This window comes from Nonomuraea sp. NPDC050547 (assembly GCF_044457345.1).
GTDB lineage: Bacteria > Actinomycetota > Actinomycetes > Streptosporangiales > Streptosporangiaceae > Nonomuraea.
Window position 1 is genome coordinate 258,515 of the sequence record NZ_JBITGW010000004.1, and the last position, 19,730, is coordinate 278,244.

The 19,730-nt window shown below is 68.5% G+C and carries 19 protein-coding genes; 9 read left to right on the top strand and 10 right to left on the bottom strand.

Annotated elements, in window-relative coordinates:
* Window positions 1–3 precede the first annotated feature (3 nt).
* The 5 genes from ACIBHY_RS11945 to ACIBHY_RS11965 all read left to right on the top strand — a co-directional run bounded on the left by ACIBHY_RS11945 (window position 4) and on the right by ACIBHY_RS11965 (window position 6,646).
* A complete protein-coding gene (locus tag ACIBHY_RS11945; RefSeq protein WP_397252490.1) occupies window positions 4–849 on the top strand; it encodes an ABC transporter permease in 846 nt (281 codons plus the stop codon).
* On the top strand, window positions 846–2,915 hold the full coding sequence (locus ACIBHY_RS11950) for a dipeptide ABC transporter ATP-binding protein (RefSeq protein WP_397252491.1): 2,070 nt from the start codon (window positions 846–848) through the stop codon (window positions 2,913–2,915). The genes ACIBHY_RS11945 and ACIBHY_RS11950 overlap by 4 nt, the downstream gene beginning before the upstream one ends.
* Window positions 2,912–4,621, top strand: a complete 1,710-nt coding sequence (locus ACIBHY_RS11955) for an ABC transporter family substrate-binding protein (RefSeq protein ID WP_397252492.1) — start codon at window positions 2,912–2,914, stop codon at window positions 4,619–4,621. The genes ACIBHY_RS11950 and ACIBHY_RS11955 overlap by 4 nt, the downstream gene beginning before the upstream one ends.
* A gap of 171 nt (window positions 4,622–4,792) precedes the next feature.
* Entirely contained in the window at window positions 4,793–5,716 is a 924-nt protein-coding gene (locus ACIBHY_RS11960) for a hypothetical protein (protein ID WP_397306682.1), read from the top strand.
* Between the two features lie 156 nt (window positions 5,717–5,872).
* Window positions 5,873–6,646, top strand: a complete 774-nt coding sequence (locus tag ACIBHY_RS11965) for an SAM-dependent methyltransferase (RefSeq protein ID WP_397252494.1) — start codon at window positions 5,873–5,875, stop codon at window positions 6,644–6,646.
* Window positions 6,647–6,769: 123 nt separating this feature from the next.
* On the opposite strand, the gene ACIBHY_RS11970 is transcribed toward ACIBHY_RS11965, so the two are convergent.
* A complete protein-coding gene (locus ACIBHY_RS11970; protein ID WP_397252565.1) occupies window positions 6,770–8,356 on the bottom strand; it encodes an FAD-dependent monooxygenase in 1,587 nt (528 codons plus the stop codon).
* Window positions 8,357–9,024: 668 nt separating this feature from the next.
* On the opposite strand from ACIBHY_RS11970, the gene ACIBHY_RS11975 reads away from it, so the two are divergent.
* A complete protein-coding gene (locus ACIBHY_RS11975) occupies window positions 9,025–9,186 on the top strand; it encodes a hypothetical protein (RefSeq protein ID WP_397306683.1) in 162 nt (53 codons plus the stop codon).
* Window positions 9,187–9,458: 272 nt separating this feature from the next.
* On the opposite strand, the gene ACIBHY_RS11980 is transcribed toward ACIBHY_RS11975, so the two are convergent.
* From ACIBHY_RS11980 to ACIBHY_RS11995, 4 genes are all read right to left on the bottom strand, one after another.
* Entirely contained in the window at window positions 9,459–9,749 is a 291-nt protein-coding gene (locus tag ACIBHY_RS11980) for an MTH1187 family thiamine-binding protein (protein ID WP_379609351.1), read from the bottom strand.
* A 315-nt stretch (window positions 9,750–10,064) separates the two neighbouring features.
* A complete protein-coding gene (locus tag ACIBHY_RS11985) occupies window positions 10,065–10,385 on the bottom strand; it encodes a hypothetical protein (protein ID WP_184966041.1) in 321 nt (106 codons plus the stop codon).
* A gap of 17 nt (window positions 10,386–10,402) precedes the next feature.
* Window positions 10,403–11,023, bottom strand: coding sequence for a response regulator (locus ACIBHY_RS11990; protein WP_397252496.1), 621 nt, complete (start codon window positions 11,021–11,023; stop codon window positions 10,403–10,405).
* Window positions 11,020–12,171: a sensor histidine kinase gene (locus ACIBHY_RS11995; protein WP_397306684.1), complete on the bottom strand. Its 1,152-nt coding sequence runs from the start codon at window positions 12,169–12,171 to the stop codon at window positions 11,020–11,022. The genes ACIBHY_RS11990 and ACIBHY_RS11995 overlap by 4 nt, the downstream gene beginning before the upstream one ends.
* Window positions 12,172–12,299: 128 nt before the next feature.
* Here ACIBHY_RS11995 and ACIBHY_RS12000 point away from each other — a divergent pair, with 128 nt between their 5' ends.
* A complete protein-coding gene (locus ACIBHY_RS12000) occupies window positions 12,300–12,725 on the top strand; it encodes a DoxX family protein (protein WP_397252498.1) in 426 nt (141 codons plus the stop codon).
* Here ACIBHY_RS12000 and ACIBHY_RS12005 read toward each other — a convergent pair.
* The 5 genes from ACIBHY_RS12005 to ACIBHY_RS12025 form a co-directional block, all read right to left on the bottom strand.
* Window positions 12,722–13,399, bottom strand: a complete 678-nt coding sequence (locus ACIBHY_RS12005; RefSeq protein WP_184966034.1) for a uracil-DNA glycosylase — start codon at window positions 13,397–13,399, stop codon at window positions 12,722–12,724. The genes ACIBHY_RS12000 and ACIBHY_RS12005 overlap by 4 nt on opposite strands.
* 113 nt (window positions 13,400–13,512) lie before the next feature.
* Entirely contained in the window at window positions 13,513–14,412 is a 900-nt protein-coding gene (locus ACIBHY_RS12010) for a carbohydrate ABC transporter permease (RefSeq protein WP_397252499.1), read from the bottom strand.
* Window positions 14,412–15,776: an ABC transporter permease subunit gene (locus tag ACIBHY_RS12015; protein ID WP_397252500.1), complete on the bottom strand. Its 1,365-nt coding sequence runs from the start codon at window positions 15,774–15,776 to the stop codon at window positions 14,412–14,414. Before ACIBHY_RS12015 ends, ACIBHY_RS12010 begins: the two co-directional genes overlap by 1 nt.
* A gap of 12 nt (window positions 15,777–15,788) precedes the next feature.
* The gene (locus ACIBHY_RS12020) at window positions 15,789–17,108 is read right to left on the bottom strand and encodes an ABC transporter substrate-binding protein (RefSeq protein WP_397252501.1); all 1,320 of its coding nucleotides are present in this window, start codon (window positions 17,106–17,108) and stop codon (window positions 15,789–15,791) included.
* An 8-nt stretch (window positions 17,109–17,116) separates the two neighbouring features.
* Entirely contained in the window at window positions 17,117–18,355 is a 1,239-nt protein-coding gene (locus ACIBHY_RS12025) for an ABC transporter substrate-binding protein (protein WP_397252502.1), read from the bottom strand.
* A 126-nt stretch (window positions 18,356–18,481) separates the two neighbouring features.
* Here ACIBHY_RS12025 and ACIBHY_RS12030 point away from each other — a divergent pair, with 126 nt between their 5' ends.
* Window positions 18,482–18,988 carry a PadR family transcriptional regulator gene (locus ACIBHY_RS12030; RefSeq protein ID WP_184966027.1) on the top strand — a complete coding sequence of 169 codons (507 nt, stop codon included), beginning with the start codon at window positions 18,482–18,484 and terminating at the stop codon, window positions 18,986–18,988.
* Window positions 18,985–19,710 carry an ABC transporter ATP-binding protein gene (locus tag ACIBHY_RS12035; protein ID WP_397252503.1) on the top strand — a complete coding sequence of 242 codons (726 nt, stop codon included), beginning with the start codon at window positions 18,985–18,987 and terminating at the stop codon, window positions 19,708–19,710. The genes ACIBHY_RS12030 and ACIBHY_RS12035 overlap by 4 nt, the downstream gene beginning before the upstream one ends.
* Window positions 19,711–19,730: the final 20 nt, after the last annotated feature.

Consider the following 19,730-nt stretch of genomic DNA (forward strand, 5'->3'; position numbering starts at 1 on the left):
CAGATGCGTAGCAAGGTCGTTCTCCGACGCCTGGTCAAGAACAAGCAGACGCGCTACGGCCTCATCGGCGTGCTCCTCCTGCTGATCCTGGCCTACGTGGGCCCGTTCGTGGCCCCCTACGAATGGTCCGACAAGGACTTCATGGCCTTCATGCAGCCCCCGGGGCCCGACCACTGGTGGGGCACCACGCAGACCGGCGGCGACGTCTTCGCCAACACCCTGCGCGGCCTGCAGAAGTCGCTCGTCATCGGCTTCCTCGTGGCGCTGATCTCCACCGGCCTCGCCGCCCTCGTCGGCGCCGCCGCCGGCTACTTCGGCGGCTGGGTCGACCGCATCCTCATGTGGGGCGTCGACCTGCTGCTGGTCCTGCCCAGCTTCCTGATCATCGCCATCCTCTCGCCGCGGCTCAAGGGCGGCACCTGGCTGCTGTTCGTCCTGCTGCTCGCGCTGTTCGGATGGATGATCACATCCCGGGTGGTCCGCAGCATGACGCTGTCGCTGCGCGAGCGTGAATATGTGCTGGCCGCCCGGTACATGGGCATCCCCGGCTGGCGGATCATCCTGCGGCACGTGCTGCCGAACCTGTCGTCGCTCCTGATCATCGACGCCACGCTGAACGTCAGCGGCGCCATCATCGGCGAGACCTCGCTGTCCTTCTTCGGCTTCGGCGTCCAGGCGCCCGACGTCTCCCTCGGCACCCTGATCGCCGACGGCTCCGGCACCAGCACGGTCATCTCGTATCCGTGGCTCTTCCTCTTCCCCGCGGGCCTCCTGGTGGCGCTGGTGCTCAGCGTCAACCTGATCGGCGACGGCCTGCGCGACGCGCTCGACCCCGGGAGCACCTCATGAGCATCCTCGAGGTGAAGGACCTCACCGTCACGTTCCCCGGCGGCATCGAGGCCGTCCGCGGCGTGAACTACTCGGTCTCACGCGGAGAAGTGCTCGGCATCGTCGGCGAGTCCGGCTCGGGCAAGTCCGTGACCTCCCTGGCCGTCATGGGCCTGCTGCCGCGCAACGCCGTGGTCAGCGGCTCGGTGAAGCTGCACGGCCGCGAACTGCTCGGCATGTCGGAAGACGAGCAGATCAAGGTACGCGGCAAGACGATCAGCATGATCTTCCAGGATCCGCTGTCGGCCTTCACCCCCGTCTACACGATCGGCGACCAGATCGCGGAAGCCGTCCGCATCCACCAGAAGGTGGGCAAGGACAAGGCCGCGCGCAAGGCCGTCGAACTGCTCGACCTGGTCGGCATCCCGCACCCCGGCGTGCGGGCCAAGTCGTTCCCGCACGAGTTCTCCGGCGGCATGCGCCAGCGCGCGATGATCGCCATGGCCATCGCCAACGACCCCGACCTGCTCATCTGCGACGAGCCCACCACCGCCCTCGATGTCACGATCCAGGCCCAGGTGCTGGAGGTGCTCAAGACCGCGCAGCGGGAGACCGGCGCCGGCATCGTGATGATCACCCACGACCTGGGCGTCATCGCGGGCATGGCCGACCGGGTGCTCGTCATGTACGCGGGCAAGCCGGTCGAGCAGGGGCCGGTGGACGAGATCTACTACCGGCCGCGCATGCCGTACACGATGGGGCTTCTCGCTTCGATCCCGCGGATCGACGGCGAGGAGGGGCCGCTGGTCCCCATCGAGGGCAACCCGCCCTCCCCGGCGGCGCTGCCGCCCGGCTGCCCGTTCGCGCCGCGCTGCCCGATGAAGATCGACGCCTGCGACGACGAGGAGCCGCCGCTCACCGAGATCGGCGGCGGGCGGCACGTGGCCTGCATCCGCTCGCGCGAGATCGAGCACAAGGGTCTGACCGGCGCCGACGTCTTCCCCGTCCCGGTGATCCCGCCGAGCGACGTGGTGAGGGTGCCGCGCGAGCGGCGTGCCACGGTGCTGGAGCTCAACGACCTCATCCGGCACTACCCGCTGATGAAGGGCGCGGTCTTCAAACGCCGCGTCGGCACCGTGCACGCCGTGGACGGCATCAGCTTCGACGTCGCCGAGGGCGAGACGCTGGCACTGGTCGGCGAGTCGGGCTGCGGCAAGACGACCACGCTCCAGCAGATCATGCAGCTTGAGCCGCCGCAGAGCGGCCGCATCGTCGTGCTCGGCAAGGACAGCGGCAAGCTCGGCAAGGAGGACCGCAAGGCGCTCCGCGGCGACCTGCAGATCGTCTTCCAGGACCCGATGGCCGCGCTCGACCCGCGCATGCCGGTCGGCGACATCGTCGCCGAGCCGCTGCGCGCCCACGGCCGCAAGAACGTCGACCAGCGCGTGGCGGAACTGCTCACGCTGGTCGGCCTCGACCCGAGCTACGCAGAGCGCTACCCGCAGCACTTCTCCGGCGGTCAGCGCCAGCGCATCGGCATCGCCCGCGCGCTCGCCCTGGAGCCCAAGCTGCTCGTCCTCGACGAGCCGGTCTCCGCCCTCGACGTCTCCATCCAGGCCGGTGTCATCAACCTGCTGGAGGAGCTGAAGAACACGCTCGGGCTGTCCTACCTGTTCGTGGCGCACGACCTGGCCGTGGTACGGCACCTCGCCGACCGCGTCGCCGTCATGTACCTCGGCCGGATCGCCGAGATCGGCACCGTCGAGAACGTCTACGACCGCCCGGCCCACCCCTACACGCAGGCGCTGCTGTCAGCGATCCCGCTGCCCGACCCCGAGATGGAGCGCACACGCAAGCGCATCCTGCTCGAAGGCGACCTGCCCAGCCCGGCCGACCCGCCATCGGGTTGCCGGTTCCGCACCCGCTGTCCCAAGTTCGCCCGCCTCAGCGAGGCCGAGCGGCGGCGGTGTGTGGAGGAAGAGCCCTCAGTTGCTCGGCTCGCGAACGCCGTCGACCACGGTGCCGCCTGCCACTACGCGGAGGAGATCGAGGTCATCACGGCCTCGGACGATCAGGAGGAAAAGTGAAGGTTCGTTACCGGGCAGCGGCCGGACTCGCCGTCCTCGCCATGGCCGTCGCGGCCTGTGGCGGAGGTGGCGGCAGCGACGCCAAGAAGCCCAGTGCCGAGCAGTCGCAGCAGGCCCAGCAGCAGGCCGCCGCGCTGCCGGAGGTGTCCATCAACGAGACGCCGTACGAGCAGGTCCCGGACGGCGGCACGGTGAAGCTGGCGCTGCAGTCCTGGCAGACGCAGTGGAACTACAGCCAGACCCAGGGCACCAAGGGTGACGTCCGCGACGCCATGTCGCCGATGATGCCGTTCATCAGCGTCGCCGATGAAAAGGGGCAGGTCACCAACAACCCGGACTACATCTCCGAGTGGAAGTCCGAGGTCGTCGACGGCAAGCAGACCGTCACCTACAAGATCAACGACAAGGCCACCTGGTCCGACGGCGAGCCGATGAGCTACAAGGACTTCCAGGCTCAGTGGAAGGCCCTGAACGGCAAGAACAAGGACTACCTGATCTCCTCGCCCGACGGTTACGACCGCATCGAGTCGGTGGAGAAGGGCGCCACCGACAAGGACGTCGTCGTCAAGTTCTCGAAGGTCTGGCCGGCCTGGCAGGGCCTGTTCAGCCCGCTCTACCCGGCGTCGGTCAACGGGACCCCCGAGGGCTTCAACAAGGCCTACCTGAACAAGATCCCGGTCACCGCCGGGCCGTTCAAGCTCGGCAAGATCGACCAGACCGCGAAGACCGTCACCGCGGTCCGCGACGACAAGTGGTGGGGCCGCAAGGCCAAGCTCGACTCGGTCGTCTTCCGCGCCATCGACCTGTCCGGCCACGTTCCGGCCTTCGCCAACGGTGAGATCGACGCCGTGGTCATCGGCGCCGACGGCGCCAAGTACCAGCAGGCCAAGGACGTCGCCGGCGCCGACATGCGCAAGGCCGCCGGTCCGATCTGGCGTCACTTCACCTTCAACGGCGCCTCCGAGGCGCTGAAGGACAAGAACGTCCGCCACGCCATCTTCATGGGCATCAACCGCACGCCCATCCTCCAGTCGGACCTCCAGGGCCTCGACTGGCCGATGCAGCCCCAGGACAACCACGTCTACGTGAACACCCAGAAGGGCTACCAGGACAACTCGGGCGGGCTGAACACCTACAACCCCGACAAGGCCAAGCAGCTGCTCGACGCGGCCGGTTGGAAGCTTGAGGGCGACGTCCGCAAGAAGGACGGCAAGGAGCTGAACATCCGCTTCATGTACTCGGCCGACCTGGCCGTGGCGAAGCAGGAGGGTGAGCTCACCCAGGCCATGCTCAAGGAGATCGGGGTCAAGGTGACCCTGGACGCGGCCGTTCCCGACAAGTTCTTCGACCGGATCAACGAGGGCGACTTCGACGTCACGCCGTTCGTGTGGGAGGGCACGCCGTTCCCGCTGGGCAACCTGTTCCAGCTGTACGGCAACCCGCCGGACTCGAAGCTGTTCAACAACAACTTCACCCGCGTGGGTTCCGCCGAGCTGGACGCCGCCATGGACGCGGCCGCCTCCGAGATCGACCCGGCCAAGGCCGTTGAGCTCGGCAACAAGGCGGACCAGATGATCTGGGACCAGGCCGGTGTGCTGCCGCTGTTCCAGCGGCCGAACATCGTGGCCGCCAAGACCGGGCTGGCCAACTACGGCGCGTTCGGGTTCTCGGACCGTGACTGGACCTCTGTCGGGCTGAAGAAGTAATTCCTGACGGGTTGCTCTGGGCCCTGGCCGGGTTCCTCCGGCCGGGGCCCTTTGCTTTTCCACAGCCCTGCTGCCACGGCGGGGGCCTTTCCACAGAACCCCGTTCGCGTCCCCTTCCCGCACCCGCGCCTCGGCACTCTGAGGGCCTCACCGTTCATCCGGAGGCCCCCTGTGCAGATCACCTTCCCCGTGCCCGCGTCCCTGACGGCCCTGTTCGTGGTGGCCATCGAACGTCTGCGCTTCGACATCGAGGGCATGCTGCCGTGGCGCATGGGCAGACCCCACAGAAGAGCCGCGATGGCGGCGCTGGGCACGCCGCGCCTGACGTTGACCCACAGCACCGCCCAGTGGCGGCCCGGCGGAGTCGACCTCACCGAGGACGAGCGCCGTCTGCTGCGCCGTACCCGCCAGCACGTGCTGATCTCCAGCACCGCGCCACCACAGGCACTACCGGCGAGCCTCCAGGTCGCCAGGGCCGCCGCACGAGCCATCGCCGAGGAGTGCGCGGGCATGGTCGTGGACCCGCTGGCCGGCTACGCCCTGCCGTCCTGCGCCCGCTGCGCCGGCGAACCGTCCTCTTTCCGTCTGACCGACGACTGGCTGGGCTGGAGCGTGGACGTTCACGACACGGCGACCTGCCCACCCTGGAACCCCGCCGACACCCGCGCCTGCGACTGCCTGCGCGTGACATCACGGGGCCTGCGCCGCTTCGCCCTCCCCGAGATCACCCTCGACGGCGCCGCCTGCGCCCACAACCTGTGCGCCGTCAACCTGCTGCGCGCCGTGGCCCAGCGCCTCCTGACCGACCACCTGGTCTTCCTGTCGGCCAACCCCGAGGCCCGCGAACGCACCATCGACGACCACCTGCGCATCCACGACCACGCCCTGTTCTCCGACCGCCAGTCGTTCGGCGTCCGCCTGACCCCATGCGAGAGCCCCGGCTCGATCCGCCGCCTGAAGGTCGGCCCCGCTCCCGGCTCCGGCCAGATCACCTGCCTGAAGGTGGGCCCGCCGTCCGGCTTCACCGGCACCCTGAACGACTGGCTCTGCTCCACCCAGGGCGCGACCCCGGTCACCTACCTTACCGCGGCCTGACCCATCCGGTACGGCCCCGGCCACGACCTCCACCCGGGTCTGGGGCGGCCGGGTCGTGCGGTCGTGGGCCGGGCCGAGGGTATGGGCGGGGTGGCGTGCGATAGTCTCTGCGCCAATGTGGTTGCCGGTGCTCGTGGCCGGCACGGGAGGAGAACGATGAGCGAGCGGGCTCCCGCGGGCATTGACGTCCACACGCCGAACGTCGCCCGGATCTATGACTACATGCTCGGTGGCAAGGACAATTTCGCCGCAGACCGTGAGGCCGCCGAGCAGATACTCAAATCGTTCCCCGAATCACGGGAAGGCGTCCGGCTCAACCGCGAGTTCCTCGGCAACGCCGTCCGGTATCTCGCCGATGAGGCGGGGATCCGGCAGTTCATCGACATCGGGGCGGGCCTGCCCACGCAGCGGAACGTTCACGAGGTGGCCCACTCGGTCGACAAGACGGCCCGCACGGTCTACGTCGACAACGACCCGATCGTCTGCGTCCACGGCCGTGCCCTGCTCGCCAACACGCCCACCGTGGCCATGGTCGAGGCCGACCTGCGCGAACCCGAGGCGCTCCGGGCCAAGGTGGCCGCCACCACGCTGATCGACTTCGACGAGCCGGTGGCGTTGCTGATGGTGGCCGTCCTGCACTTCCTCGAAGACCCGTACGACGACGTCGCCCAGCTCCGCGACATGCTCCCGCCCGGCAGCCACATGGTGATCACCCATATGTCCATGCAGGAGAAGCGCAGCACGGACACGGACTCGGTCCGCGAGGTGTACTCCCGCGCCAGCTCAGGCGTCTACCCCCGCACGGTGCCGGACATCCGCCGCTTCTTCGGCCCCTACGAGGTACTGACCCCCGACCACTTCATCTCCCCGCACATCCTGAGCCGCTTCGCCCCTCTCGGCTGGGCCGCCGTGGCCGAACACCCTTCCTGACCTCCCACTCGGGGGACGTACCGCACTCGGCCTGTGGCTCGCGAATGCGTGGGCTCAGCGTTGCCTGGTCCCTTGCGGCCCATCCGGCGGCGCGGCTTCCCCGGTGGCGGTCCGGGAGTCGCGCTAGAGGCTGAGGATTTTGGTGAGGGCTTCGTGGAGGGTGGTTTCGGGGGACGGCGGCAGGGAGGGGGCGCGCCAGGCGACGTAGCCGTCCGGGCGGACCAGGACGGCGCCGGTGTCGTCGACGCCGTAGCGCTCCTGCCACTGTCCGTCCATGTCCTTGAGCTCGCCGCCGATGGGCAGCGGGGTGAGGTGGAGTGACAGGCGGTCGCTCATCTTGCGCGCCGCCGTCTCCCACGCCCTTCCGCTCGGCCCGACCAGCAGGACGAAGCCCGTTCCGAACAGGTCGATCGTAGAGATCGGGTAGCCGTCCCAGTCGAGGAGCATGTGGGGGGCGCGGCTGCCGGGGCGGGCGGTGGCGGTGCGGGGGTCCTCCAGGATGGAGCGGTCGTCGCCGGGTTCCGTCAGGATCGCCGTCGAGTGGTAGCGGTAACCGATCATGACCGAGAAGGGGTCCGCGATCGGCGGGGGAGAGCCCTGCGTCTGCTCGGACGGCATCCGGAAGGCCAGGTTGGCCAGCTGGCCGTCGGCCGTCAGGGCGCCGATGGGGCGGCGTTCGGCGTCGTAGGTGTCCAGGAAGTCCGGTCCGGCCTGGCCGGTGTGAACGAGCCACAGGCGCCAGGCGAGGTCGATGCCGTCCTGGAGCGCGGTGCTGCCGCCCTGGCCGCCGGTGGGCGGCATGGTGTGGGCGGCGTCCCCGGCGAAGAAGACGCGGCCCGCTCGGTAGGTATCGGCAAGGATGTGGGCGAAGGCGAAGCTGGTGGTGTCCTTGATGGTGACGTCCAGATCGGGGATGCCTACCGCCTGCCGTACCAGCTGGCGGCACCGCTCCTCGGTGAAGCCGGGGTCGGTCTCCGGGTCGTAGTAGACGCCGAACACGTGGCTGCCGACGCCGGTGCCGGTGATGATGGCGCCGGTGAGGTCAGGTGACTGCAGGTACCAGAGGGTGACCTCGCGGTCGCGCACGATGCCGGTGAGGTCGGCGTCGAACATGATCGAGTACATCTCGTTCAGCTCGCCCTTGCCACTGGTCGGCACGCCCAGGGCGGTGCGCAACGGGCTGCGGTAGCCGTCGGCGGCCACGACGTAGTCGGCGCGGATGGTGCTCACCGCGTCGCCGGACATGATCACGGCGGTGACGCCGTCAGCGTCCTGCTCCAGGGAGATGAGTTCGGTGGAGAAGCGCAGGTCGGCGCCGAACTCCTCGGCCTTGGCCCGCAGCACCCGCTCCACCTCCGACTGCGGCGCCCCCACCTGCGGCACCGGCGTGATGTCGATCAGAGAGTCGAGGTCGCCCTCGGAGGTGTCCACGATGATCTTCGGGTTGGGGTCGGTGAGGCTGCCGGCGATCGCGATGCGCATCTCGTCGCCGATGCCCTCCCAGATGCTGGTAAGTCTCGACTCGATCCCCGGCACCGACCGCACCAGCTCCATCACCCTCGGCCCCACGCCGAACGCTTTGGGCTGGATCGACGTGCTCGCATGCCGTTCGACCAGGATGACCGGCACCTCGTGCCACGCCAGCATCATCGCCGCACTGAGCCCCGCATACCCGGCACCGACCACCAGAACGGGCACCCGCTCTTCCATGTCCACCCTTTCCACCTCCGAGATGCTCGGCTTCGCGTAATATCGCGTTAGCGCGTCCGAGGGACACGATATGTCGCGTGTTGCGGCGGGTCAAGACATATCGCGTTTGTGGGTGGTTTGTTAAGATCGCCATCCTTTACGGCACAGCCGCCCCCACCGCACGGGGCCGGGCCCCGTCCAGGGAGACACTGACGAGGCGCGCGAGGGGCGGGCCGCCGTCACGAGATCCGCCTACCGGCCAGGTGGTTCAGAAGCCGGGCACCGAATCGGGCCCACCTGGCCCAGACTCCGGAAACCCACCCCGAGACATCCCGTTCTGCGGAACCCCGCCCAGAGGCGAACCGTTCTGCGGCACGCCAGCCTGAGGCGCCCCAGCCTGCGGAGTTCCAGTCTGCGGCGTGCCTGCCTGGGGCGCCCCAGCTTGTGGTGCGCCTGCTTGTGGTGCGCCTGCCTGCGGCGCACCGGTCTGTGGCAGGCCCGCCTGGGGGACGCCGTTCTGCGGAACCCCGTTCTGCGGGACGGCCTGCTGCGGGCCGCCCGTTTGGGGGGATCCGGTCTGAGGTGTGCCTGGTTGGGTGGTGCCGGGCTGCGGGACTCCGGTGGTGTCCGGTGATGGCACGTTGGTGAAGGTGTCGCCGGAGGGCGGGGCCGACGTGGGGAAGAGGTCGATGGGCGCCGTGGAGAGCGTGTCCGCCGGGGTGGTCGTGTTGACGCTGGTGGTGGCCGTGAACACCTGGACGAGCGCCAGCACCGCGCTTGCCGTGAACGCCAGCGCGAAGGCTCCGATGACGATCGGAACCGCCAGGGGAGTCCGCATTCGCGATTTCTAGCACGCTCAGCGCAGCGAGAAAACCCCGAATACCCCGGAAAGCCGGATATATATGACCAGATCCACCACCCCCGTCAACCCCAACCAGCCAAGACCCCCAACCTGGCCAGGAACCACCAGCAAGCCAAGAACCCCAACCCGGGCCAACGGGCTCCAGCAAGCCGAGAACCCCAACCCGAGCCAAAACGGGCTCCAGCCGGCCAAGAACCACCGGCCGGCCAAGGACCTCAACCGGCCAGCGGGATCACACCGGTCGACGGTGTCGGGGGAGGTTCAGTCCAGGTGGCGTTCGAGGGAGTCCAGTTTGCTGGTCATTCCGTCGGTGACGCCTTCGCGGATGTCGGCCTTCAGCACGATGCTCACCCGGGGCGCGACTTCCTTCACCGCGTCGACGGCCTGCTTGATGACCGCCATCACCTCGTCCCACTCGCCCTCGATCGTGGTGAACATCGCGTCTGTCCGGTTGGGGAGTCCGCTCTCCCGTACCACCTTGACCGCACGGGCCACCGGCTCAGCGACGCCTTCGCCCACTCCCAGCGGCGTGATGGAGAATGCGACGATCACGAACCAACCTCCCACGAACTCGGCCATGCCCGAAGGCTCCCGATCCTACAAACGCCAGACCTTCTCGACGGCACCCGGGTGGTACCCGGCCGCATGATGCCCGGGGGAAGAGCCCTGCGTAGGAGGGAGGGAAGCGGGTGAAGCGGGGATGGGAATCCCGGGGGAGGAAGAGCCCGGCGCGGGAGGGACGGGGGTCGGGTGCGGGTGAGCCGGAGGTGCCGGGGTGGGCGGCCGAGGGTCGGGTGGGGAAGAGCTCTGGAAGGGGGTGGTGGGGAGCCGCTGGTCGTTGGTGAGTGGCGGCTCCCCGGGGTGTGCTCAGTGCTCGTGGTCGTGCTCTTCCTCGTCCTCACTCAGCCCGTCCGACGGCTCCACGCCCAGCACGGCTTCCCGCGGCTCAACCTCGTCGATGTGGTTGACCAGCGACAGCACGTGGTCCGGCTCGATCAGCCATTGCAGCGCCGTGGCCCCGGTCTCGTCGGCGTTGACCAGCTCGGCCTGCTCCTTGCGCTCCTCGTCGGTGAGGTCGGCGTCCTCATGGCGGATCTCGCCCAGCGCCGCGGCCTGCAGCGCGTCAACGTCGAGCACCTCCACGGTCAGCTCGACCGTGAGACGCAGGAACTTACCTTCATCACTCATGGAGCTGACTCTACGGGTTACAGCCGGATCAGGCGCCGCTCCACGGCGCACCGGACGGCCGCGGTTCTGCTGTCGACGCCCAGCTTGTCGTAGACGTGGGCGAGATGCGTCTTGACGGTGGCCTCGCTGATGAACATGGCCTTGCTGATCTCACGGTTGGAACGGCCGGCCGCCAGAAGTTCGAGGATCTCGATCTCCCGCTGGCTGAGCGCGAGCTGGGGGCTGCGGAAGCGCTGGGCCAGCCGGGACGCCACGGGCGGCGACAGGGCGGTCTCGCCGCTCGCGGCGGTGCGCAGGGCCGCGAACAGCTCTTCGGGGGGCGACTCCTTCAGCAGGTAGCCGACGGCACCGGCTTCGAGGGCACGCAGGATGTCGGCGTCGGAGTCGTACGTGGTGAGCACGACCACCTTGGGCGCCCCGGGCAGGGCGGCGATCTGCCGGGTGGCCTCCAGGCCGTCGATGCCCTCGCCCATCTGGAGGTCCATGAGGACGAGGTCGGGGGCCAGGTAGGCGCTCTGCCGTACCGCTTCCTCTCCGTCGGCGGCTTCACCGGCGACGGTGAAGTCCTCCTGTGCGGCGAGCATCGCGGCCAGGCCCGCCCGCACCACGGGGTGGTCGTCGACCAGCAGGATCCTCATGCGTACACCTTCACGGCCACCACGGTGCCTTCGCCGGGCACGCTGTCCACGGTCGCCGTGCCGCCGAGTGACTCGGCGCGCTGGCGGATGGCCTTCAGGCCGTAGCCCCGGCCCCGGCCGGAGGTGGGGCTGGCGGGGTCGAAGCCGACGCCGTCGTCCATGACGTCGAGGGTGACGGTGTCGGGCAGATAGGTGAGCGTGACCACGACGGTGCCGGCGCGGGCGTGCTGGGCGGCGTTGGCGAGGGCGCCCTGGGCGATGCGCAGGAGTTCGCCCTCCACACCCGGGTCGAGCTTGCGTGGTGTGCCTTCCACGCGTACCTGGACGGTGTCGGCGACCTTGCGGAGGGCTTCGGGGAGGGAACGTTCGTCGAGGGCGGGCGGGGCCAGGTCGTGGACGAAGCGCCTGGCTTCTGCGAGGTTCTCGCGGGCGGCCACCGCGGCCTGGCGCACGTGGGCGCGGGCCTTGCCGTTGTCGGCGTCCCATTCCTGGTCGGCGGCGTTGAGCAGCATGTGCATGCTGGACAGGCCCTGTGCGAGCGTGTCGTGGATCTCGCGCGAGAGCCGTACCCGCTCCTGGAGGACGCCGGCGGCGCGCTCGGACTCCGCGAGCGCGTCCCGCGCCCGCATGAGGTCGTCGATGAGCTCCTGGCGGCGGACGTTCTCGTGGTGGAGGCGGCGGTAGTTGAACATGCTCATCGTGGCGATCGCGATCGGCGCGACGAGCGGGGCGGGGTCCCAGTTGGTGCGCGCGTGGAACTCGCCGACGACCGCGGCGACCGCCGCGAGATATCCCACCAGGGGTACGGCCAGCCGCATCGGCAGCACGATGAGCACAAGGAAGAACAGCGGGATCGCCGACCAGCTGAAGCATGGCGTGGTCAGCGTGAGCGGCGTCCAGGCGACGATCATGGCGCCCACCCAGGCGACCTGCTGCCGTCCCGGCTTGGCCCACGCGACTCCGCCGGCATAAAGGGAGCAGAAAGCGGCCACCGCGACGAGCCTGATCACGTCGAGCTGCGACACGCCGCCGCCGTAGGAGAGCATCCGTACGGTACAAGCCGCCATCGTGAGATAAAAGCCCAGGTGGACGACTCGCGGGAAACCGTCCTCGAAGGTCATCGGCTGCCGCAGGGAAAGCACGCTCATCCCTTCTTGGTACCAGGAGCGTGCGGTGCCCGGATCATCCTTTTGGATGATCGGAGACCAACCATGCGCCCGTCCCGCCACCCGGCCTGGACCGGAAGGCTTGACCACGACCGGAAAGGAGACTTCACATGATCGAAAAAATTCGGCCGTTCTCCCTGCTGATCGGACGTGTGGTGCTCGGGGCCGTGTTCCTCGTGCACGGCCTGCAGAAGTTCACCGTCATGGGGATCCCGGGCGTGACCGGCTTCTTCGAGTCGCTCGGCGTCCCGCTTCCCGGCGTGGCCGCGCCGCTGGTCGCGATCCTGGAGGTGGGGGGTGGCGTCGCCCTCATCGTGGGCGCGGCCCTGCCCGTCGTCGGCACGCTGCTCGCCGTCGACATGCTCGGCGCCATCGTCCTGGTTCACTTCCAGAACGGCTTCGCCGTCGACAAGGGCGGCTACGAGTTCGTCCTCACGCTGGCCGCGGCCAGCCTGGTGATCGCGTTCAGCGAGGGCGGCGCACTGGCCGTCGACAACGTCTGGCGGCGCAAGCGCGCCCTCGCCGTGGTGCGTTAGGGGAGCTTCCACTCCACGGGCGCCGCGCCCTGCTGGACCAGCAGCTCGTTGGCGCGGCTGAACGGCCGCGAGCCGAAGAAGCCGCTGCGCGCCGAGAGCGGAGACGGGTGCGCGGACTCGATCCGCGGCACGTCACCCAGCATCGGGGCGAGGTTGCGGGCGTCGCGGCCCCACAGAATGGCCACCATCGGCTTACTACGCGCGACCAGAGCGCGAATGGCCTGCTCGGTGACCTCCTCCCAGCCCTTGCCGCGGTGGGAGGCGGGCTTGCCCGGCATCACGGTCAGGACCCTGTTGAGCAGGAGCACACCCTGCTCGGCCCACGGCGTCAGATCGCCGTTGGCGGGCCTGGGCAGGCCGAGGTCGCTCTCCATCTCCTTGTAGATGTTGAGCAGGCTGCCCGGCAGCGGGCGTACGTCGGCCGCGACCGAGAACGACAGCCCGATGGGGTGGCCCGGGGTGGGATAGGGATCCTGGCCCACGATCAGCACCTTGACCTCGTCGAAGGGCTGGCTGAAGGCGCGCAGCACGTGCGCGCCCGCGGGGAGGTATTGCCGGCCTTCGGCGATCTCCTTGCGGAGGAACTCACCCATGGTGGAGATTCGCTCGGAAACGGGCTCAAGCGCCGCGGCCCAACCGGCCTCGACGACTTCGTTCAGGGGACGACCTGCCATGGCCGTTGAGCCTATCCAGCTCTGGTACGGCTTGCGCCGCAAACGCGGGCACAAGCGGTACCAAAACGATCACACACCTGGGATCCGGGTGGCCCGGATCCCAGGGGAGAGCCCTACTTGACCGAACCCGCCATCATGCCCTGCACGAAGTAGCGCTGGAAGGCGAAGAAGAGGATCAGTGGGATGATCAGCGACAGGAAGGCGCCTGACGACAGGATGTCGATGTTGTTGCCGAACTGTCGCATCTGGGACTGCAGGGCCTTGGTCATCGGCTGGGAGTCGGGGTTGGCGAAGACCAGGGCGATGAGCATGTCGTTCCAGACCCAGAGGAACTGGAAGATGCCCAGCGAGGCGATCGCCGGCTTGCCCAGGGGGAAGACGATGCTGACGAAGATCTTCCATTCCGGCGCCCCGTCCATCCGCGCCGCCTCAAGCAACGACGCCGGGATGCCGACGAAGAAGTTGCGCAGCAGGAAGATCGCGAACGGCAGGCCGAAGGCCACGTGGAACAGCACCACGCTGGGGATCGAGCCGAACATCCCGGTGCTGCCGTAGAACGAGGCGATCGGGATGAGCGCGACCTGGATGGGGACGATGAGCAGGCCGACGACGACGAGGAACAGCAGGTCGCGGCCGGGGAACTCCATCCACGCGAACGCGTAGGCGGCCATGGCCGCGATGCCGATGACCAGGACCGTGGTCGGCACCGTGATGGCGATGGTGTTCCAGAACGACGCGGTGAACCCGGTGGCCAGCAGGTTGGAGTAGTTGGCCAGGGTGAGTTCCGCGGGCTTGGTGAAGATCGTCCACCAGCCCTCGGCGTTGTTGACCGCGACCGAGCGCATCGACACGACCAGCAGGCCGAGCGTCGGGACCAGCCAGAACAGGCCGATCAGGATCATCACGACCTGGACGGCGCCGCCGCCCACCTTGTCCACGCCCCGGCCGAGCAGCCCGCGCTTGGGGGCGCCCGCCTGGGCACTCCGCTCAACGGTGGCGGTCGCCGTGGCCATCAGCGCTCCTCCCTTCTGAACCTGCGGACATTCATGATCATGAAGGGCAGGACCAGGATCAGAAGGAAGACCGCCAGCGCGCTGCCCAGGCCCTGGTTGTTGCCGCCGCCGAACGACACGCGCCACATCTCCAGCGCGATCACGTTCGACTGTGGCTGCACCGAGGCCGGCGCGATGATGAAGACCAGGTCGAACACCTTCAAGGTATTGATGATCATCGTCACGAAGACGACCAGCAGCACCGGGGACAGGAGCGGGATGGTGATCCTGCGGAACACCTGCCACTCCGTGGCTCCGTCGATGCGTGCGGCCTCCAGGGCGTCGCGCGGGATGGCCGCGAGTCCGGCCGAGATGAGGACCATCGCGAATCCGGCCCAGACCCAGACGAACGCGCCGATGATCGCGGGGGTGATGAGGGCTTCGCCGAGCCAGTTCAGGCCGCGGTAGGGGGCGGTGAAGTTGGTCTGCGGGAGCCGTACCTCATAGGAGCCGGCGGCCAGCCCGTCGAAACGGAAGGATCCGTTGTCGGCGGTGGTGGTCGTCGCGGCGACCTGGCCGTCCTTGACCGCCTCGACGGTCAGGCCGGGCAGGCCCTTCTCCTGGGGATCGACGGCGCCGCTCGTGCCCTGGCCGCCCGGGGTGAAGTCGAACCAGACCGTCCCGGACAGCGCGCCCGGCGGCGGGCTGGCGAGCGCGGGGGCGGCGTTGGTGGGCATCGTGTTGGCCTTGATGCCGACCAGCGGGATGAGCACCGGCTGGCCCGCCTGCGCGGGCTGCTTGGTGGCGACCCCGCCGTCCTTGGCCGCGACCGGAGAGGCGTCGCCCTCGCGGGGGCGGGCGTCCGGGTAGCCCCGGCTGGAGGAGAACGTGTCGTTCACGGTGGTGAGCACCGCGTTGGCCAGGCCCTTGTCGGGGTCCTGCTCGTAGACCAGGCGGAAGATGACGCCGGCGGCCATCAGCGAGACCGCCATCGGCATGAAGACGATCAGCTTGAACGCCGTGGACCACTTGATGCGCTCGGTCAGCACCGCGAAGAGCAGGCCGAGCACGGTGACCAGGATCGGCGCGACGATCACCCAGATCAGGTTGTTCCTGATGGTGACCAGCGTGCCGCGGTCGGTGAAGATCGTGGTGAAGTTCTCCACGCCCACGAACACGCTGCCCGAGGCGTCGAAGAGGCTGCGGAAGATCGAGTAGACGATCGGGTAGACCACCCAGATTCCCAGCAGGATCGCGGCCGGCAGCAAGAAGACGACGGCGATCGTGGGGGAAGGGCCGAGGCGGAATTTCTTGGGGGTGTCAGCCCGTGAGGAGGCGGCCCCGTCCTGCGACGGGGCCTGCGGGCCGTCCAACCGTTCGGTCACGGCCTAACCTCTCTACTTCCAGGCCTTCTTGGCTTCTTCTTCGAGCTTCGCCTGAGCGCCCTTGACGTCGGCGGGGTTGCGCAGGAAGTCCTGCAGGACCTTCCACTCGCCCTTGCCGTCGGTGGCGCCGAAGGCGCTGGGGGCGAGGTCGGACATGTCGTAGCGGACGGCGTCACCGGCCGAGACGATGGTCTGGCCGAGCTGCTTGGTCAGCTCGTCCGGGTAGTTGTCGGGGGAGACGTTCTTGTTGGGCGACAGGTAGCCGGGCAGCTTCGCCCAGATCTCGCCGCCTTCCTTGGAGGCCAGGAACTCCAGCAGCGCCATGGCGCCGGGGGTGTCCTTGAGCGCGACCGCGATGTCGCCGCCGAGCACGACCGGGCTGGTCTCGCCGACCTTGGGGAAGGGGAAGGTCTTGGCGCCCTCGCCGACCTTCTCGCCGGACTGGGCGACCGGAGTGGCCACGAAGTCCGCCTCGATGATCATGGCGGCCTTCTTCTGGTCGTAGACCTTGGTGACGCAGTCGGGGAACTGCGTCTGCAGGGCGCCGGAGTTGCCGTCGAGGACGAACTCCTTCTTGGTCATGATCTGCGCCATCTTCTCCAGCGCCGTGGTGACGGAGGGGTCGGTCCACGGGATCTCGTGCTTGGAGAGCTTGTCGTAGTTCTCCGGGCCGGCGCTGCTGAGGTAGACGTTCTCGAACAGGTCGGTCAGGGTCCAGCCGGAGGCGCCGCAGAAGGAGAAGGGAGCGGTGCCGGAGTCGGCGATGGTCTGCGCGGCCTTGAGCAGCTCGTCCCAGTTGGTGGGCGGCTGGACGCCGGCCTCCTCGAAGGTGGCCGTGCGGTACCACACCAGCGACTTGTGCGCGGCCTTCACCATCACGCCGTACACCTGGCCGCCCGCGGAGCCGAGCTCCTTCCAGTACGGGGTGTAGTTCGTGTCGATCTGGCTGATGACCTCGGGCGTGAGGGGCTTGAGCGCCTTGTCGTCGGAGTACTGCTGGACCAGGCCCGGCTGGGGCAGGATCGCGATGTCGGGCGGGCTGCCGCCCTTGATGCGCGGGCCGAGGTACGCGCCGGTGTCCTCACCGGTGGAGGCGTAGGTCACCTCGGCGCCGGTCTTGTCGGAGAAGGCCTTCAGCACCTGGCGGAAGGACTTCTCCTCGTCGCTGGTCCACTTGGCGGCGACTTCGATCTTCTGGCCCTGGAGGGGCTTCGCGCCGCCGGAGGTGGCGGCGCCGGTGCCGGCGGGCTGCGTGGGGGTGGTCGTCGGCGCGTTGCCACAGGCCGAGACCGCGACCGCGAGCCCTGCCAGGACGATGGCTGTCTTTCTCATGTCTTGCCTCACTGAGTCGACAATGACTCCGTCAGATCCGCCTTCAACGAGTCCACGACCGCGTCGCTCGGCTCGGGGAACGGCGGGCTGAGCGCCTTGGCGACCGAACTGGCGATCACCAGGCTCAGCTGGTTGTAGTTGGCGCTGACCGGCCGCGGCTTGGCGGCCAGGATGCTCTCTTTGAGCACCGGGAGATAAGGGAACTGCTCGATCAGCTCGGGGTCGTCGTAGAGCTCGGTCCACACCGGCGGGAAGGAGCCTTCCGACAGGACCCGGCGCTGGGTCTCCATGCTGGTGAAGTAGTGGATGAAGTCGCGGGCGGTCTTCGGATGCCTGGAGTAGGCGCTGACGGCCAGGTTCTGGCCGCCCAGGGCACTGGTGCCCGGCCCGTTCTGGCCCGGCAGCCTGGTGACCGCGAACCGGTCGCCGAGCTGGGCCTTGGCGGAGCCGTAGGCGTGCGGCCAGTTGCGGGCGAAGGCCAGGTCGCCGTTCTGGAAGGCGAGCCGCGACTCCTCTTCCTTGTACGACAGCGCGTCGTCCGGGATCCAGCCCTCGCGAAGTCCCTGGGCGAGGAAGCCGAGAGCGGCCTTGGCCTTGGCGCTGTCGAGCGTCACCTCCTGGCCGTCGGTGCTGAGGATCTGCCCGCCCACGGCCTCGGAGAAGTTCACGGTCAGCCCCTCGTACGCAAGGAACTGCCCGGCATAGCCACCAATATTGTGTTTTTTCGTTACATCAAGCGCCCGCCGCCGGAGGTCCGCCCAGGTCTTGGGCGGCTTTTTCACCAGGTCAGAGCGGTAAAACAACAACCCCGCATTGCTCGTGTACGGCACTGCCCAGAGCTTGCCGTTGTACACCGCTGTGTCCACGACCGGCGGCAGGAACTTGTCGAGCGGGAAGGCCCCGCGCTCCAAGGGGATGATCCAGCCGTTGTCCGCGAACTCCGCGGTCCACACGACGTCCAGGACGAGCACGTCATACCTGTCGCTGCGTGCCTGAAGGTTGGAGACCATCTGGGCACGCTGTTCGTCCGCCGCTTCTGGCAGCTCGATCAGCGTCACCTTCTCGGCCGGGTGGGCCTGGTTCCAGCGATCCAGCAGTGGCTGCAAGTACGTCGTGCCCTCGCGCCCGACGGCGAAGGTGATCGGGCCGATCCCGCCCGTCTCCGGCTCGCCGCCGCCGTCGTCGCCGGACGCGGCGCATCCTGCCGTCAGCAGAGCGGCAAGCAGCACCGGCATCAAACGACGCACGTTGTTACCTCCACGTTTCTAGGATTACATACGTGTTAGGTAGATGCATTCATGTTATGCACACCTGTAATCTGATGGTCAACGGTTATCTCCGTAACGCATGCGTAACGTACGGGAGGTGGGGCAGTGCGGCTGCACCTGTTGGCGCTCCTGGCCAAGGAGCCTGCCCATGGGTATGAGCTCAAACAGGCCCTGGAGCTGACCTTCGGCAGCGCCTACCCCTCTCCCAACATCGGCCAGATCTATGTGACACTCGGCCGGCTGGAGAAGGACGGGCTGGTCAGGGCGGTTGACGTCGAGCAGTCCAACCGGCCCAACAAGAAGGTCTACTATCTGACCGCGGAAGGCCGGGAGGCCCTGACGCAGTGGGTGGACGAGCCGACCGAGGGCCCGCGCGTGCGCGACGAGTTCTTCATGAAGCTCGTGCTCGCGCCGCTCACCGGGATCTCCGACCAGATGGCGCTGATCAGCCGCCAGCGCCGGCACTATCTCGCGCTGATGCGCGACCTCAACGACCTCCTGGAGCGTACGGACCCGGCCAACCGGGTCGCTACGCTGCTGATCGAGGGAGCCATGCTGCACCTGCAGGCCGACCTCGACTGGCTGCAGCGCTGCCAGGAGGACCTGATATGACCCTTGTGAAAACCGTCAACCTGGTCAAGATCTACTCGAACGGCGGGGTGCCCGTGCCCGCCGTACGCGGTGTGGACCTGCAGGTGGACGAGGGCGAGTTCGTCGTCATCATGGGCCCGTCCGGGTCGGGGAAGTCGACGCTCGTGCACATGCTGGGCGGGCTCGACACCCGCACCAGCGGCGAGATCTGGCTCGGCGGCAAGCGCGTGGACACGCTGTCGGAGTCGGCGTGGGCGGTGCTGCGGCGCCGCCAGATCGGCTTCGTCTTCCAGTTCTTCAACCTGGTCGCCAGCATGACCGTCGCCGACAACGTCGAACTGCCCGCCCTGCTGGCAGGGGCCACGCCCGGCGAGGCCCGCGAGCGCAGGGAGGAGCTGCTCGGCGCGCTCAACCTCGCCGAGCGCGCCGACGCCGCGCCCGGCCAGCTGTCCGGCGGCGAGCAGCAGCGGGTCGCGCTGGCCAGGGCCCTGGCCAACCAGCCCACGGTGCTGCTGGCCGACGAGCCCACGGGCAACCTCGACAGCCGCAACACGCGCGACGTGCTGCGCCTGCTCGGGCAGGTGCACAAGGACGGCCAGACGATCGTCATGGTCACCCACGACGCCCGCGTCGCCAGCCTTGCCGACCGCGTGGTGTCCCTGCTCGACGGCGAGATCGTCGACGACGGCCGGATCGCCAGGCGCCGCACGGGCAACGCCGGAGAGGTCATCGAGCTCAGGTGAGCGTTCTGGCCGTCGCGCCG